The 16,381-nt window shown below is 61.4% G+C and carries 16 protein-coding genes; 13 read left to right on the top strand and 3 right to left on the bottom strand.

Annotated elements, in window-relative coordinates:
• The first annotated feature begins 158 nt into the window (after positions 1-158).
• The 7 genes from B7Y49_RS06335 (at position 159) to B7Y49_RS06305 (ending at position 6,315) form a co-directional block, all read left to right on the top strand.
• A complete protein-coding gene (locus B7Y49_RS06335; protein ID WP_374126734.1) occupies positions 159-527 on the top strand; it encodes a BlaI/MecI/CopY family transcriptional regulator in 369 nt (122 codons plus the stop codon).
• The gene (locus B7Y49_RS06330) at positions 524-2,221 is read left to right on the top strand and encodes a M56 family metallopeptidase (RefSeq protein WP_374126733.1); all 1,698 of its coding nucleotides are present in this window, start codon (positions 524-526) and stop codon (positions 2,219-2,221) included. The genes B7Y49_RS06335 and B7Y49_RS06330 overlap by 4 nt, the downstream gene beginning before the upstream one ends.
• A 151-nt stretch (positions 2,222-2,372) precedes the next feature.
• The gene (locus tag B7Y49_RS06325; RefSeq protein ID WP_374126732.1) at positions 2,373-3,230 is read left to right on the top strand and encodes an MBL fold metallo-hydrolase; all 858 of its coding nucleotides are present in this window, start codon (positions 2,373-2,375) and stop codon (positions 3,228-3,230) included.
• A complete protein-coding gene (locus B7Y49_RS06320) occupies positions 3,230-3,910 on the top strand; it encodes a DUF4230 domain-containing protein (protein WP_374126731.1) in 681 nt (226 codons plus the stop codon). Before B7Y49_RS06325 ends, B7Y49_RS06320 begins: the two co-directional genes overlap by 1 nt.
• Positions 3,911-4,052: 142 nt before the next feature.
• The gene (locus B7Y49_RS06315; protein ID WP_374126730.1) at positions 4,053-4,751 is read left to right on the top strand and encodes a hypothetical protein; all 699 of its coding nucleotides are present in this window, start codon (positions 4,053-4,055) and stop codon (positions 4,749-4,751) included.
• 51 nt (positions 4,752-4,802) lie between these two features.
• On the top strand, positions 4,803-5,813 hold the full coding sequence (nadA, locus tag B7Y49_RS06310; protein WP_374126729.1) for a quinolinate synthase: 1,011 nt from the start codon (positions 4,803-4,805) through the stop codon (positions 5,811-5,813).
• 118 nt (positions 5,814-5,931) lie between these two features.
• Complete coding sequence (locus tag B7Y49_RS06305; RefSeq protein WP_374126728.1) at positions 5,932-6,315, top strand: hypothetical protein; 384 nt, start codon at positions 5,932-5,934, stop codon at positions 6,313-6,315.
• A gap of 16 nt (positions 6,316-6,331) precedes the next feature.
• Here the strand turns inward: B7Y49_RS06305 and B7Y49_RS06300 are convergent, their stop codons facing one another.
• From B7Y49_RS06300 to B7Y49_RS06290, 3 genes are read right to left on the bottom strand one after another with little or no spacing between them, the layout of a single operon-like run.
• Positions 6,332-7,897, bottom strand: coding sequence for a DHA2 family efflux MFS transporter permease subunit (locus tag B7Y49_RS06300; RefSeq protein WP_374126727.1), 1,566 nt, complete (start codon positions 7,895-7,897; stop codon positions 6,332-6,334).
• A gap of 19 nt (positions 7,898-7,916) precedes the next feature.
• Positions 7,917-9,002, bottom strand: coding sequence for an HlyD family secretion protein (locus B7Y49_RS06295; RefSeq protein ID WP_374126726.1), 1,086 nt, complete (start codon positions 9,000-9,002; stop codon positions 7,917-7,919).
• A complete protein-coding gene (locus B7Y49_RS06290; protein WP_374126725.1) occupies positions 8,995-9,441 on the bottom strand; it encodes a MarR family winged helix-turn-helix transcriptional regulator in 447 nt (148 codons plus the stop codon). Before B7Y49_RS06290 ends, B7Y49_RS06295 begins: the two co-directional genes overlap by 8 nt.
• Before the next feature lie 248 nt (positions 9,442-9,689).
• On the opposite strand from B7Y49_RS06290, the gene B7Y49_RS06285 reads away from it, so the two are divergent.
• The 6 genes from B7Y49_RS06285 (at position 9,690) to B7Y49_RS06260 (ending at position 16,378) form a co-directional block, all read left to right on the top strand.
• Positions 9,690-12,104 carry a PAS domain-containing protein gene (locus tag B7Y49_RS06285; protein ID WP_374126724.1) on the top strand — a complete coding sequence of 805 codons (2,415 nt, stop codon included), beginning with the start codon at positions 9,690-9,692 and terminating at the stop codon, positions 12,102-12,104.
• Between the two features lie 124 nt (positions 12,105-12,228).
• Entirely contained in the window at positions 12,229-12,954 is a 726-nt protein-coding gene (gene ccmC / locus B7Y49_RS06280; RefSeq protein WP_374126723.1) for a heme ABC transporter permease CcmC, read from the top strand.
• A 106-nt stretch (positions 12,955-13,060) separates the two neighbouring features.
• Positions 13,061-13,519 (top strand): cytochrome c maturation protein CcmE, encoded by a 459-nt coding sequence (gene ccmE / locus B7Y49_RS06275; RefSeq protein WP_374126722.1) that lies wholly within the window; start codon positions 13,061-13,063, stop codon positions 13,517-13,519.
• Complete coding sequence (locus tag B7Y49_RS06270; RefSeq protein WP_374126721.1) at positions 13,516-15,441, top strand: heme lyase CcmF/NrfE family subunit; 1,926 nt, start codon at positions 13,516-13,518, stop codon at positions 15,439-15,441. The genes ccmE and B7Y49_RS06270 overlap by 4 nt, the downstream gene beginning before the upstream one ends.
• Positions 15,438-15,965 carry a DsbE family thiol:disulfide interchange protein gene (locus tag B7Y49_RS06265; protein WP_374126720.1) on the top strand — a complete coding sequence of 176 codons (528 nt, stop codon included), beginning with the start codon at positions 15,438-15,440 and terminating at the stop codon, positions 15,963-15,965. Before B7Y49_RS06270 ends, B7Y49_RS06265 begins: the two co-directional genes overlap by 4 nt.
• Positions 15,965-16,378: a cytochrome c-type biogenesis protein gene (locus tag B7Y49_RS06260; RefSeq protein WP_374126719.1), complete on the top strand. Its 414-nt coding sequence runs from the start codon at positions 15,965-15,967 to the stop codon at positions 16,376-16,378. The genes B7Y49_RS06265 and B7Y49_RS06260 overlap by 1 nt, the downstream gene beginning before the upstream one ends.
• The last annotated feature ends 3 nt before the right edge of the window (positions 16,379-16,381 follow it).

The following is a 16,381-nucleotide window of genomic DNA, read 5'->3' as shown; positions in this document are numbered from 1 at the left end:
ATCCCGACCATAGCCCAACTGTAACGATTCCCGACACTTTTTCCGTTCATCTGCCAGTCAGGCTCATTCGGTCAAAACGCCTGCGTTCCAAACATCGACACAACTCTTGACTACATTTGTAATCAATGCGATTACAGGCGTAATCAAGGGAGCTTGCGATGACCGAACGAATCAGCGATGCCGAGCATGCCGTGATGGAAGTGTTGTGGGATCGTGCGCCGCTTTCCGCGCAGGATGTGGCCGAAGGAATCGCACCGGGCCGCGACTGGAACATCAACACTGTCAAGACATTGCTCGGTCGGCTGCTCGCCAAAAACGTGATCGCGCATGAAGAGGATGGCCGTCGCTATCTCTATCGCCCGTTGGTGGCGCGCGAAGATTATGTCGCGGGGGAATCGCGGCGGCTGATGGATCGGCTGTTCGGGGGCAAGCTGATGCCGCTTGTCGCCCATCTCGCCGAGCGCGACGCGCTAAGCGCGCAGGACATCGCCGAGATCGAAGCGTTGCTGAAGGATCTGAAATCATGATCAGTTGGGCAATCGAATCACTGCTGGCGTCGGCGGCGTTGATGTTGCTCGTGCTGATCATGCGCGGGCCGGTGCGGCGGGCTTTTGGTCCCGGTATCGCTTATGCGCTGTGGCTGTTGCCGGTCGTCCGGCTCGTCCTGCCGCCGATGCCGACCGAGTGGCAAAAGGCGGCAGCGCCGCCGATTACGCAAGCGAGCGAAAGTTTTACAGTGCTAGTGATCGAGCCGCTTGGCCTCGGACAGGCAGCGGCCCCGGTGGCACAGGGACCATCGCTCTTGGTGATTTTAGTTGCTCTATGGGCTGCTGGCGCCAGCGCCTTCATCTTATGGCATCTAGTTGCGCATTCGCGGTTCTGCCGACGCATTCTCGCAAGTTCACGCCAAGTTTCGCCCGGCCACATTCGGGTTTTGCGGAGCGACGCTGCTGCAGGCCCACTAGCCTTTGGCATTCTGCGAAAATATGTGGCTTTTCCGAGCGATTTTGAAGATCGATACGATGCCGATGAACGCGATCTTGCGCTCGCACATGAGCTTACCCATCACGCGCGCGGTGATTTGATCGCCAATTGGGTGGCGCTGGTTGTGCTGGCGCTGCACTGGTTCAATCCGCTGGCGTGGCGCGCGTTCCGGGCCTTTCGCGCTGATCAGGAAATGGCGTGCGATGCGCGCGTTCTGGCAGGGCGCGACGCCGCCTTCACTCATGCCTATGGCCGCGCGATCGTGAAATCCGCTCATGGCGGTGCGGTTTCGGCTGCCTGCCACCTTCACACCATCAACGATTTGAAAGGGAGACTGAGGATGCTGTCGACAACGAAGAAATCACCGCTGCGGGTTGCAGGTGGCGCGCTTTCGGTATGCGCGGTAACGCTGGCCGGGCTGGCGCTGACCGCGTCGGGCACGCAGGCCGCCGAACGGCTGCGCAGCAAGGTCGATTCAACAATCGGCGTTGAACTTGCCAAGCTCGATCGGATGGCTGCCGATGCGGCTGCACCGCTGCCGACGCTAACGCCGCTCGCCGCAGTGGCCGGTCAGACCGTGCCCGTGCCGCCTTCGGCCGCTGCGCCAGCTGATCTGCCACCACCGCCACCACCGCCGCCAGTGCCGGGTGTTCCCGATACGGCGATGCCAGCGCCGCCTGCGCCTCCGGCCCCTCCCGCGACGGAATCACGTACCCGGGTGATCGTGCTCGACCAGGTCGGCAAGTCCGGGAAGAATCCGAAGGGGCACCGCGAAATGAGGTTCGTTTTCCGCGACAAGGATGGCATTCGCATGATGGCGCCTGAAGCTGGTGCCTGGACGGCGATGTCCACATCCGGGGAATGCAGCGATGGCAAAAACAAGGACGGCAAGATCGTCTCGACCCAGAAGTCGGACGGTAAGCACGTGATCATCATTTGCGAACGGCACATTGAGAAAATGGCGATGCGCGCTCGCGATCATGCCGTGCATGCTGAACTGATGGGCAGGATGGCCGAACGCATGGGCAGGAATGCCGAACGCGATGCTGAGCGCATGGCGTTCCGGATGCCCGATATCGAGCGTAACGCCTATCGCAGCGCGCTTGAAGGCGTACGCAATGCGCGGGCCGGGATGGTCGCCAATAAGAATCTGACCGGCGAAGCGCGGACCAGTGCCCTTAAGGCCATGGATGAGGCGATCGCCGAACTCGAAGCCAATCTCGCTAAGGTCAACTGATCGAACATCCGAATTCGACGCCCCCTCGGCATCGGACGGAATCCCGGCAGGCTGTGCCCCTTGCCTGCCGGGATTACTGTGTGGGGGGTATGGCGGCGTGGGACCAATCCCGGGCCTTGTCTTTATTGACGTAAACCGCCATTTCAGAGCGATGGACGCGCTTCCAACCGGCGATTGCATCGCGATTGGGCCACTCGTGTCGCGGGTCCTGGCGCCGAATCCGTCGCCTTTCACTTTTACCGGTACGCAGACCCATATCGTCGGCACCACAGATGTTGCCGTCATTGATCCCGGTCCAGCCGATCCGGAGCATATCGATGCGATCATGCGGGGCATTGCCGGCCGCACGCTCACCGCGATCGTCATCACCCATACCCATAACGATCACAGCCCCGGAAGCAGGCCGCTACAGGCGCTGACCGGTGCACCGATCGTTGGTTGCGCACCGCTGGTGCTCGACAATCTAGGGCCGCGCGCGGATGCCGCGTTCGATGCCGATTATGCGCCTAATCGGGTGATGGCAGAGGGTGATGCCGTTACGGGCGAGGGTTGGACGCTGACTGCAGTCGAAACGCCCGGGCACACATCGAACCATCTCTGCTTTGCCCTGCCCGAAGCCCGCGCCCTGTTTTCAGGGGATCACGTGATGGGCTGGTCGACCACCGTGGTTGCCCCGCCCGATGGCGACATGACGGCCTATTTGGCGAGCCTCGCCAAGCTGCAGGCGCGCGATGATGCAGTCTATTATCCTGCGCACGGCGAACCCATCACCAATCCCGCGCAAAAGGTGCGCGGCTTCCTCGGCCATCGCCGCCAGCGTGAAGCCCAGATCATGCGCCTGATTGAAGAGGGGGTGGGCACCATCCCCGATCTGGTCGAGCGGATGTATGTGGGGGTGGACCGGCGGCTTTTCGGGGCGGCGGGGGGATCGGTGCTTGCGCATCTGATCGATTTGCAGGGGCGCGGGCTGGTAACGGTCGAAAATGACCATTGGTGGAAGGTGGGCTGATGCGGTGCTTTCTGCAGTTTCTCGCGGCAATTGCCATTCTCGTGCTGATCGCAGCGGGCGGGCTGTACGGCCTGAACCGCTACGTCCAGAACAAGCTCGATCCCGATGCGGTAACGGTCGCCAATGCCAGCTTGCAGGGGCTGCGCGAACAGAACCGGCTGTCGGCGTTCGCCGCACGGTTCGTGGCGGTGGTGACGACCAAGCAGACGCAAGGCGTGTTCAGCACGCAGAAGACGCTGATCATGCCCGGCATGGTGCGTTATGAAGTCGATCTCGCACGGTTGCAGGAACGCGACGTGACCTGGGACGCAAGCACCAAATCGCTCACCGTCACTCTGCCGCCGGTGGAGATTGACGGTCCCCAGATCGACCTGACCCAGATCCGCGAATATGGCGATAACGGATTGCTCGCGCGTTTCACCGATGCGGAAAAGACGCTCGACGCCGCCAATCGCGCGGCCGGGCAGCAGGAACTGATCAAGCAGGCGCGTGATCCGGTGCCGCTCGGGCTCGCGCGCGACGCGACCCGGCGCGCGGTGGAACGCAGCTTTGCGATGCCGCTCCGCGCGGTCGGCATCGATGCCAAGGTGACCGTGCGCTTTGCTGACGAAGCCCTGCCGAGCACCGAACGCTGGGATACATCGCGCTCGCTGGAAGAAGTGATGGGCAACGCGCGCTAGCAGCGCGCCGCTATTCATTACGCCCCTGAACTTTGCTACCCTCATCACTGGGATTGGGGGATCATCAATTATGGCGACTTTGGCATTTCCGCAGCCGCGGCAACGCAGCGACGACGGCTTTTTTCTAACCATGGCCTTTGTCATGGCTGGGCTGCTGATTGCGGGATTCAGCTTGAATATCGTCATGGGGCGCTCGTCGTTTGAGCGACCGATCATCGTCCATGCCCATGCGATCATCTTCATGGGGTGGATGGTCATCTATGTGCTGCAGAACTGGCTCGCTACCAAGGGGCCGCTGGCGCTCCACCGGCGGCTCGGCTGGCTGGCGCTTGGGTGGCTGGCCCTGATGCTCTATTTCGGCACCGCCGTTACGGTCATGAACGTGCAGGCCGGCACCGTGCCGTTCTTTTTCCAGCCGCTGCATTTTCTGGTCTTCGATCCGATGTCGCTGATCGGCTGTATCGCGTTGATCGGCGCGGGCGTATCCATGCGTGCCGATACCGGCTGGCACCGACGGCTGAATTATTGCGGCATGGCGTTGCTGGTCGGGCCGGGGGTTGGTCGCTTGCTGCCGATGCCATTGCTGATTCCCTATGCTTATCAATCCGCCTTTGCCGTCGTCCTGTTGTTGCCGGTGATTGGCATCGTTGCCGATTGGTGGCGCGACGGGCGGGTGCATCCGGCCTGGTGGTGGGGGCTGGGCGGCATGATCGCGACCGAAGTGGTGACCGAAGCGATTGCCTTCAGCCCGATGGGCCTTTCGCTGTATCAAGCCGTCACTGCCGGCACGCCGGGTGCGGCAATCGCGCCGCTGGCATTTCCGCCGTCACCATTGGGTTGATCCTGCGCCCCGCCGGGGCCATGTGGGCACCAACGACGCGGGAGCAAAGACATGGACGCACGTGGTGGTATTGGCGGCAACCCGACGGGCACCGATCTGCGCGACGAGATCGATCGGCTGCGCAAGGATCGCAACGCCGTCATCCTCGCGCATTATTATCAGCGGCCCGAAATTCAGGACATTGCCGATTTCGTCGGCGACAGTCTTGATCTGAGCCGCAAGGCAGCGGCTACCGATGCCGATGTGATCGCATTCTGCGGCGTGAAGTTCATGGCCGATACCGCCAAGATTTTAAGCCCCGAGAAGATCGTCGTCCTTCCCGATCTGCGTGCGGGATGCAGCCTGGAAGATAGTTGCCCGCCCGACAAATTCGCGGCGTTCCGCGCGGCGCATCCGGATCATATCGCGCTGACGTACATAAACTGCTCGACCGAGGTGAAGGCGCTGAGCGACGTCATCGTCACCTCGTCATCAGCCGAAAAAATCCTCAGCCAGATCCCGCTCGACCAGAAGATCATCTTCGGCCCCGACAAGCATCTGGGCGGCTATCTCGCGCGCAAGACCGGGCGGGAAATGCTGCTCTGGCCGGGCGTGTGCATCGTCCACGAAGCGTTCAGCGAAACCGAATTGCTCAAGCTGAAGGCGAAGCATCCCGGTGCCCCGGTGGCGGCGCACCCCGAATGCCCGCCTTATATTCTCGATCATGCCGATTATGTCGGATCGACCAGCGGCATCCTCGCCTTTGCAGCGGCAATGCCCGGCGACACGCTGATCGTCGCCACTGAACCGCACATCATCCACCAGATGGAAAAAGCCGATCCGACCAAGAATTTCATCGGCGCGCCGGGCGCCGACGGCAACTGCAACTGCAACATCTGCCCGTATATGGCGATGAATACGATGGAGAAGCTGTACATCGCGCTGCGCGATCTGGAGCCGCGGATCGAAATCGAGGAAGGCCTGCGGTTGCGCGCCAAGAAATCGCTCGATGCGATGTTGGCGATGGCGAGCGCGACGGTGGGGCAGGGCGATCTGGGGCCGGTGAAGATCAGCGGGGATTGATTATTGAAGATCGGGATCGATACGAAATCTAAATGACAAAACTCATGCCCTCGATCTTAGGAAATTGACAATTAACGCATTTATGGATAAATTTTTGTGATTAATTGTGGGTGATGCCATGACTTTGAGGCTCGCGATCCTTTTTTCAGCAGTGACGTTCCTTCCAGCGGTAAATCAACAACAACAACCGATTTCGGTGAAAGTTGAGCGGCCCATCGGCGTTGAGGCAAGCCGCTTTGTCCGTTATGTTCAAGGCGGCGGAAAACTAGCAAAGTCGGCCCATGATATTTTGATATTAGGCAACGTATTGTCGGTTCGGCAGGGAACGCCAACCGACACGATCATTCTTTCGAGCGATTCTTCGTCTGATCATCTTAAGGCAGAGGTGCAACATGACTGGCGTTTGCAACGCGGCAAGCTGGTCAGCATAGCCTGCCGACAGGTCAATGAGACCGGAAAGCTCGTTGTGGTTTCAAACTGCAGATTTGTGATCGCGGCTTAGAGAAAGCTGGTCTTTTTTAGTCAAACGCCGCGTGCCGCGTATCTTCCTTCGCGAGCTTGGTCACCGGGCGCTTGAGTAGCAGGACGAGCGGGATCGCGAGCAGCGTCAGGATCATCATCAGGCGGAAATCGTCGAGATAGGCGATCATAGCCGCCTGGCGGTTCACCTCCGCGTTCATCAGCATCATCACCGATTGCCCGGTTGGCCCGAGGATCGAACTCATCGCTGGGTCAACGGCGCTCAGGCTCGAACTGGTCAGGTTCGCGCCGATATCCTGATGGCCCGATTGGATGTTGTACCCGAGCAGCGCGGTGACCATCGAGATGCCGACCGACGCGCCGATGTTGCGTGCAAGATTCATCAGGCTTGATGCTTCGGTGCGATAGCGCGGGGGCAGCGTCGCGAAGGCGGCAAGATTGAGCGGAATGAAGATCAGCCCCAGCCCGATCCCCTGGATGAACCCGACGACGATGAACGGCGTCGTATTCATCACCAGCGTCCACTGCGTCATATCCCACAACGACCATGCCGCGATTACCAGCCCGGTGCTGACCAAGATGCGGGGGTCGATGCCGCGCTGGATCGCCTGGCCCGCCACGGCCATGCTCAGGACGATACCAATACCGCGCGGCATCAGCAAAATACCCGTATCGAGCACCGGATAGCCGAACAGCCCCTGCAACATCGGCGGCAACAGCGCCATCGTCGCCATCATCAGCACGCCCACGACGAGCATGAAGCCAAGCCCGGTCATCAAGTTGCGGTTGCGGAGCAAATCGCGGTCAAACATCGGATGATCAGCGGTCGCGATGTGGATCACGAACATAATCGCCGCCGTCAGCGACACCAGCCCCTCGATCAGTACCTCCCAGGACTGGAACCAGTCATTCGATTGCCCCCGGTCGCACATCACCTGAAAGGCTGCGATTGCGATGGCGAGCAGCGCGAACCCAAAAAGGTCAAAGCGTCGCGCCGTGATCGGGCGGGAGGGCAGGAGCGCCCACAGGATCGCGAAACAGGCGATGCCAACGGGGACGTTCACATAAAACACCCAGCGCCAGTCATAATTATCCGTCAGATAGCCACCGATCACTGGACCCAGTACCGGGCCGACCATGATGCCCATGCCCCACACCGCCATCGCCCCCGCCTGTCGGGAGGGCTTGTTGATGTCCATCATCACCGTCTGGCTGAGGGGGTTCATGAAGGCGGCGGCGATGCCCTGCAGGATCCGGAAACCGACCATCTCGGGCAGGGTCTGCGCAAGGCCGCACAGCATGGAGGCGAGCACGAAGCCGACCACCGAGATCAGGAACAGGTTGCGAGATCCGATCCGGTCGGCAAGCCAGCCAGTCACCGGGATCGCCACGGCGGAGGCGACGATATAGCTGGTCAGCACCCAGGTAACGGTATCCGCCGTGGCCCCAAGCGATGCCTGCATGTTCGGCAGCGCCACATTGGCGATCGTCGAATCGAGGATCTGCATGATCGTCGCCGCCATCACCCCGAGGGTCAGCAGCGCGCGGTTACGCGTGTGGAGCGCGGGTTCGTCGGCAGCTGTCGTGACGGGACTGGCGGGCATGCTCGCGGCCGCGTTGGCGCTAGCGCTTGCCATTGCCGCGCACGTCGACGGTCACCTTGACGCTCAGCCCTGCAATCAGCTGGCGCGGGCTCGCTTCGTCAATAGCGATTCGTACGGGCACGCGCTGGGTCACTTTGACCCAGTTACCGGTCGCGTTTTGCGCCGGGAGGACCGAAAACTCTGAGCCGGTGCCCGCGCCGATCGACTGGACATGGCCCTTCAGCTTCAGCCCGCCATAGGCATCAAAACTGATTTCGGCGGGCTGACCAACGCGCATCCGGTTGAGATCGGTTTCCTTGAAATTGGCTTCGACCCAGGCCTTGCCGCCACCGCCGACGATGCTGACCGCCGGCAAGCCGCTGAGCATCATCTGGCCGACCTGTAGCCGTTCCGACTGGCTGATCGTGCCGCTTGTCGGCGCGAACACGGCTGTGCGCGCCAGATCGAGCTGCGCCTTTTCGCGTTGAACGCGAGCGGCGGCGATGGCGGGACTTTCACCGGGAACGGCGGCGCCAGTGGCCAGCTTGGCGCGTGCTTCATCGGCATTCGCGATGGCATTGGCGAGCGCGGCATTGGCCTGCTGCACGCCGTGTTCGGCCTGTTGCAGGCGCGCACGGGTGGTGAAACCCTGCGCCATGAGTGCCGTCTGGCGATCGAAATCTTCGGTTGCGGCGCGCACCTGATCGCGGGCGGCACGGATATCGGCGGCCGTGCCGCGATAGCTCGATTGCAGCGTGGCCACATTCACCTGGGCAGCGGCGATGGCCGCATCAGCCTGCTCAACGGCAATATGATACGGCGCAGGATCAATGCGGAACAGCAGGTCACCTGCCGCGACGCGCTGATTTTCCTTCACCGCGACCTCAACGATCCGGCCGGCGACATCGGCCGAAACCGATACCTTTTCCTGCTGGACATAGGCATTGTCGGTTTCGACGAACCGGCCCGACATCAGCCAGACATAGCCAGCAATCGCCGAGATGATCAACGGCACGGCAATCAGCGCGGCCGTGCGCCGCCATTTGCGTGTTGCTACCAAGCCGCCGGTTGGCACTGCTGGCGCGCTGGCGGCGGTGAAATTCTGCGCAGGATCGGCTTCAGCCATGACGTGCCTCTTGAGGAGTATCGGTTTCGGCCAGATTGGCGCGCAGATGATTGAGCGTGGCGATAAATGCGGCCTGGCGATCCTCGTCGATCCCGTCGAGCGCCTGGGCAAACAGCTCATCGGCGATGATGTGCAGACGATCGATCAGCGGCCGTGCCGACGGCGTGAGATAGATCTGCCAAGCGCGGCGGTCATTCGGGTCGCGCCGTCGCTCGACATGACCCGCTTCTTCTAGCCGATCGACCATTCGGCACAGCGTGATCGGCTCGACCTCAAGCAATTCAGCGAGCTTGCCCTGATTGATGCCCTCATTCCGGTTCAGCATCGCGAGCGTCCGCCATTGAGGTCGCGTGACGCCAATCTGGCGCGCGCGCTCGTCGAACCGACGACGAAGCAGACGCGACACATCGCTGGTAAGGAAGCCGATATTATCTTGCATGCTGTACATATAGTAAGCACACTTATGATAAACAAGCTGGACTAATTGCGGTATCGGATCATCATAATAGTCAAGCCAGCGTGGTGACTCTGCGCGGGTCTTGATCATCCGGCAAAAACCGATTGCAATGCGACGCAATTGGCGATGGCCAGTGGACGGAACTTTCGCCGCCGCTTGTCGTTTTGTGCCGACGGATCTCGTTGGCAATACTGCTGACCGAAGACCTTGGCGGGGGGACGAAAGCCATAATGTCGAGTGCACCCCGTTCGTTATCTGCCCACGACAATGGCATGGCGGCCCGGATCATGGATTTTGATTGGGCGTCGACTCCGCTCGGCCCAATCGATGATTGGTCCCAACCTCTGAGAACATCCGTCGCGATGTTGTGCGCCGCCGGTCTGCCGATTTGCCTGATATGGGGCAAGGAAGGCACGATGATCTATAATGATGGCTATGCTGAGATTGCCGGGAAACGGCATCCGCACATGCTGGGGTCACGCATCATTGATGCTTGGCCGGAAGCGGCAGCGTTTAACGCCATGATTTTGCGCGAGGGGCTGGCGGGCAAATCACTGTCGTACCGCGATCTTGAATTCACGCTGACGCGCAATGGTGCGCCTGAAAAGGCCTGGTTTAACCTCGATTATGCGCCCGTATTGGGGGAGGATGGTGCACCGGCAGCCATCATCGCTTTTGTAACCGAGACGACGGCGCGGGTGATGGATACCCGGGCGCTGGAGCGCAGCGAGGCGCAATTCCGCGTCTTTGCGCAAGCAATGCCCAATCAGGTTTGGGCCGCGCGCGCAAACGGTGATCTCTATTGGCTGAACGCTCAGGCATATGCCTATAGCGGGGCAGCAGTCGGCGATATGGACGGGCCATCAGCATGGGGCACCATTGTTCATCCTGACGATCTGCCGATTGCTGCCCAGCGCTGGACGGCCGCGCTGGCAACGGGCTCGATCTATGAAACCGAATTCCGTATCCGCCGCGCTGACGGCACTTATCGGTGGTTTCTTGTTCGCGCCGAACCGGTGCGCGATGCATCGGGTGAGGTTGCAAGCTGGGTCGGCACCAACACCGATATCCACGATATGCGTGAAACCGAAGCTGCGCTGCGCATTGCCAACGAAACGCTGGAGGAGCAGGTGCACGCCCGAACGGCTGAATTGCAGGCCAAGGAAGCGCGGCTCCGGACGGTCTTTGAGACGAGTTTCGGGTTTCAGGGTCTGCTTGATCCCGAGGGTCGGCTGCTTGATGCCAATGCGACCTCGTTAGCTGCAATCAATTGCGTGCTTGACGATATTGCGGGTCTCGCTTTCTGGGACACCCCTTGGTTTGCCAATAATCCGGGTATGGACGAGGCGATCCGGCAAGCGGTGCAGACGGTGGCGGCCGGTGCCGTGGTTCGCCAGGAATTGCTGTTGAATCTGCCTGTCGGTGGTTGGCGCTGGTTTGATTTTGTGCTGCGTCCGATTTTCTCGACGCAAGGTGACGTGATTGCGATTGTGCCCGAAGCCCAGGAAACAACGGAACGCCGGACGGCGGAAGAAGCGCTGCGTCAGTCGCAAAAGCTGGAGGCGATGGGCCAGCTGACGGGCGGTGTCGCGCATGATTTCAATAATTTGTTGACCCCGATCATCGGCACGCTCGACTTGCTCAGCCGCCGGGAACTTGGCGGTGAACGCGAACGCCGTTTGATCGAGGGCGGGCTGCAATCGGCAGAGCGCGCGCGGATGTTGGTGCAGCGGCTGCTGGCCTTTGCACGCCGACAGCCGCTCCAGCCTCAGCCAGTGGACGTCGCGGCGTTGATCCGGTCGATGACTGATTTGATTGCAAGCACATCGGGCCCGCGTATTCGCATAGATTTGGCCATTGACGAACCGCTGCCCCCAGCGACGGCAGAGGTCAATCAGCTTGAAATGGCCTTGCTCAATCTGGCAGTGAATGCGCGTGATGCAATGCCGAGTGGCGGCAACCTGACGATCGGTGCTTCGGTTGTGACGCTGGCGGCGGATGCCCGGCCGGGTCTGGCCGCAGGGCGCTATGTGCGGATCACCGTCAGCGACACGGGCATTGGGATGGATGAGCACACATGTCGGCACGCTATCGAGCCGTTTTTCTCAACCAAGGGGATTGGTAAGGGGACGGGGCTGGGCCTCTCGATGGTCCATGGGCTTGCCTCCCAGCTCGGCGGTGACCTCTCGATCGCGAGCAAGGTCGGGCTCGGGACGACCATCGAATTGCTGCTGCCCGTCTCCGACGCTGCCGTTATCCAGCTCGATTCACCCGCTGAGGCTGCAGTGCTGGCGAGTAGCGTCGGAACCGTGCTGTTGGTCGACGATGAAGAACATGTGCGGCAGACCACCGCCGATATGTTGAGCGAATTCGGCTATGACGTGATCGAGGCGGAATCGGGCGAAGACGCCCTGGCGTTGCTCGGCAAGCGAGGGGTCGACTTGATTATTACCGATCATTTGATGGGCGGGATGACCGGTATGGCGCTGATTGAATTGGTGCGTACCGACGTGCCCGATATGCCCGTGCTGGTCATCTCCGGCTATGCCGATGCGGCAGGCATTGCTGCAGACGTGCCCCGCCTCACCAAGCCGTTTCGCAGCGTTGAACTGGCGGCAATGCTGGCGAGCCTTCGCCCTCATTGACCTGGAAGAGAGGTTCGGCCTGGCAAGCGGATAGCGCGTGTTGCGCATCTGCCGGGACAACCTGTGCGAAATACCGTCTAACGACTAGTGGATTCGTCGCCGATCTTGGCTTAGTACCGCGCTCGTGCCGTCGATTCACGCCCTTGCCAATCCCGCGCGCTTTTTGAAGCTGGCGCGACCGCTGACCCCGGCATTGTTCTGGGCAGGCGTGGCGCTGATTGCGTTTGGCTGCTGGGCCGGGCTCACGCAGACCCCGGCGGATTATCTGCAGGGCGAAACCGTCCGGATTCTTTATATTCATGTGCCGACCGCATGGCTTGGCATGGCCGGGTGGAGCGGTATCGCTGTTTCCAGCCTTACCTATCTGATCTGGCGACACCCGCTCGCGATGCTCGCCGCGCGCGCAATGGCGCTCCCCGGCGCAATGTTTGCCGCATTGTGCCTCGCGACCGGGTCGATCTGGGGCCGCCCGACCTGGGGCACCTGGTGGGAATGGGATGGCCGGCTGACGTCGATGTTACTGCTGTTCTTCGTCTATCTGGGATTCATGGGCCTTGCCCGCGCCGATGCCGATCGTGGCGGTGATGGCCGTATTCCGGCGCTGTATGGTATTGCCGGATCGGTGCTGCTGCCGATCATCCGTTATTCGGTGGTGTGGTGGAACACGCTGCATCAGGGGCAGAGCATCGGTATCAACAAGCAGACGATCGATGGTTCGCTCATCTGGCCGCTCTGGTACACGCTGGGAGGCTTTACCCTGTTTTTCGCCAGCATCGTGTTGATGCGAATGCGCGCAATGCTGGCGACGAGCAAGGCCGAAGCGCGGATGCGGCGGATGGCGCAGGCATGAACCCGTGGCCGTTCGTCACCGCTGCTTATGTGATCACGCTGGTCACTTCCGCTGGTATTGCGCTGGTCAGCTATCTGGCGATGCGCGCCGCCGAAAAGGGCAGTAAATGAAAGCGAAGCATCACCGGTTGACCCTGGCCGTCCTCGCCATTGTCGCAATTGCAGGCGCAAGCGGGCTGGCACTATCCGCGCTGAAGGATCAGGCCGCGTTCTTTTACGCGCCCGGCGATGTCGCCAAGCAGGGCCTGCCGCTGGGTCGCGCGGTGCGGCTGGGCGGGATGGTCGAGGGCGGATCGATCAAGAAACAGGCCGACGGCGTGACGATCAAGTTCGTCGTCACTGATGGTAAGGCGACCGTGCCTGTGACGTTCAGCGGCATCACGCCCGATCTGTTCAAAGAAAAATCGGGCGTGGTCGCAGAGGGCGAATTCCAGCCCGATGGCAGCTTCGTCGCCGATAATCTGCTCGCCAAGCATGACGAGCGCTACATGCCCCCCGAAATGGCGGGCAAAATGGCGGCCAACATGCCGACCAAGATGCCATCCGGGAAAACATCACCACAATGATTGCCGAAGCGGGGCTCGCCGCACTCTGGATCGCTGCCGCGCTCGCGGCCTTGCAATTTGCGTTGGCTGCGCTTGGCGTCGCCCGGGGTGATCCCGATGTCATGAAGGCTGTCCGCCCGGTCGCGGTGGTGCAGGGCCTGGTCGTGATGGGCGCGCTTGCCGTGCTGATGTGGCTGTTTATCCAGTCCGACATGTCGGTGCTGCTGGTCGCGCAGAACAGCCATTCCGCCAAGCCGCTGATTTACAAAATCGCTGGCGCTTGGGGCAATCATGAAGGATCGATGCTGCTCTGGGTGACCATTCTGGGGATGGCCGGGGGCGCGGTGGCTATTCTCGAGCGCCGTTTGCAGCTGTCGACGTTGATCGCAACGCTTGGCGCGCAGGCTTTGATCGCGCTCGGTTTTTATGGCTTCCTGCTCTTCTCGTCCAACCCGTTTGCGCGGCTCAACCCCGCGCCGGTCGACGGCAATGGTCTCAATCCGTTGCTGCAGGATCCTGGCCTCGCCTTCCATCCGCCCACGCTTTACATCGGCTATGTCGGCATTTCGGTGGCGTTCTCCTTCGCGGTTGGTGCGATGGTGACGCGCGATGTTGGCCCCGCCTTTGCGCGGGCAATGCGGCCCTGGGTGCTTGGCGCTTGGATTTTCCTGACGCTGGGCATCACCGCGGGCAGTTACTGGGCCTATTACGAGCTTGGCTGGGGCGGTTGGTGGTTTTGGGATCCGGTTGAAAACGCGTCGCTGATGCCATGGCTTGCAGCGACCGCGCTGCTCCATTCGGTAACGGTGCTGGCAACGCGCGACGGACTGCGCGCCTGGACGATCATGCTCGCCGTGGTGGCGTTCTCGATGTCAATGATCGGCACCTTCCTGGTGCGATCGGGCATCCTGACCAGCGTGCACGCTTTCGCCGTCGATCCTGAACGCGGCAGTTTCATTCTGGCGTTGCTGGCGCTGTATATCGGTGGTGCCCTTGCGCTGTTTGCACTCCGCGTGAGTACGATCCGGGCGGGCAATACGTTTGAATTTGTCAGCCGCGAAGGCGCGTTGGTGGCCAATAATTTGCTGCTTTCTGTGATCCTTGGCATCGTGCTGATCGGCACGCTCTATCCGATCGTCGCGGCTGGGCTGTTCGGGCTGCAGCTGTCGATCGGCCCTCCATTCTTCAACAAGGCTGCAGGTCCGGTTGCGCTGGCGCTGGTGATGATCATGGCCGTCGGGCCGCTGGTGCGCTGGCGCCGGGATGAGGCAGGGGCCATCACGCGCCGGATGCTGCTGCCAATCGCGGTGACGGTTGTGGCCCTGCTCGCGCTAGTCGTCTTCGCCGCCAATGCCGGTATTCTGCCGATCCTGGGCCTGTGCCTTGCCGGTGGTCTTGCCGTGGCGAGCCTTGCTCCGTTGTGGAAGCGCAACCTGCGCCGCACGCCGTTGTTTACTTATGGCATGGTGCTCGCGCATTTGGGAATCGCCGTCAGCCTGGCGGGCATGGCATCCGAAACCGCGTTCACCCAGCAGACGCTGGTCGCTGCCACGGTTGGTGTCCCCGAGCGGGTGGGGCCGTACACGATTACGCTTGAGGGCATTACCCCACGCGCCGGGCCGAACTGGTCAGCGCTGGAGGCGCGGCTGAAGGTGCAGCGCGATGGGGGCACGGCGTTCACGATGACGCCCGAATCACGGTTTTTTTCGAACCCGGTTACGGTAACAAGCGAATCGGCGATCGCGACGGTTTTCGACGGTCAACTCTACACCGTGCTCGGCCAGCCTGATGAGGCCGGACGCTGGCAGTTGCGGCTGTGGTGGAAGCCATTTGTCACGCTGATCTGGGCGGGCGGCGGCATGATCGCGCTGGGGGGGCTGTTGTCGTTGATCGGTCGTGTCAGCCGTGATCGCAAAACGGCGTTGCGGGAGAGCTGGGCGTGAAGCGCGGGCTGCTCTGGGTCCCCCTCGTGGTGTTTCTGGGGTTGTTCATGGTCGCGGGCTATGCGCTGATCAAGCCTGCTGATCGCACAGTGCGATCGGCAATGGTTGGTCGGCCGGTACCCGAATTTTCTTTGCCGCCGATGCTGCCGGGCAAGCCTGGCCTTGACGCGGCCGTGTTTCGCCAAGGCAAGCCGCGCCTGCTGAATGTGTTCGCGAGCTGGTGCATCCCGTGCGCAGCAGAGGCAGGGCAGCTCGAGCGGTTGCGCGCGATGGGCGTACCGATCGATGCCGTCGCGATCCGCGATCGGCCTGACGATATTCGAGGGTTTTTGGCGCGTTACGGCGATCCCTTTGAACGCATCGGCGATGATCCCGAAAGCGCGGTGCAGCTGGCCTTGGGATCGGCGGGCGTGCCGGAAACCTTCGTGATTGACGGGCAGGGCAAGATCATTCTCCAGCATGTCGGCGAAATCCGCGATGAGGATGTGCCCAAGATTCTCGAAGCGATGGGCAAATCGTCGTGATGCGCTGGTTGATCGCACTGCTGTTGATGCTGGTGTCGACCGGCCCTGCATTCGCCGATTCGGCGCGCCCGCCAGCGCGGCTTTCCGACACCCAATTGCCCGATCCAAAGCAGGAGGCAGAGGCGCAAAAGCTGATGCTGGAGCTGCGCTGCCTTGTCTGTCAGGGTCAGTCGATTGCCGACAGTAACGCCGAAATGGCAGGCGATATGCGCGCGCTGGTGCGCCGCCAGATTTCCGAAGGATCAAGCCCGCAACAGGTACGTGATTGGCTGATTGCGCGCTATGGAGATTATGTGACTTATGATCCGCCCCTGTCGGCCGCGACTTTGCCGTTATGGATCACGCCGATTGCGTTCATCGTGATCGGTTTATGGCTGGCGCGGGCCAGCTTCAAACGACGGAAGCGCTTCTGATGG

Origin of the sequence: Sphingomonas sp. 28-62-11, assembly GCF_002278865.1 — a bacterium.
GTDB lineage: Bacteria > Pseudomonadota > Alphaproteobacteria > Sphingomonadales > Sphingomonadaceae > Sphingomonas.
This window is presented reverse-complemented; position numbering and strand designations above follow the sequence as displayed.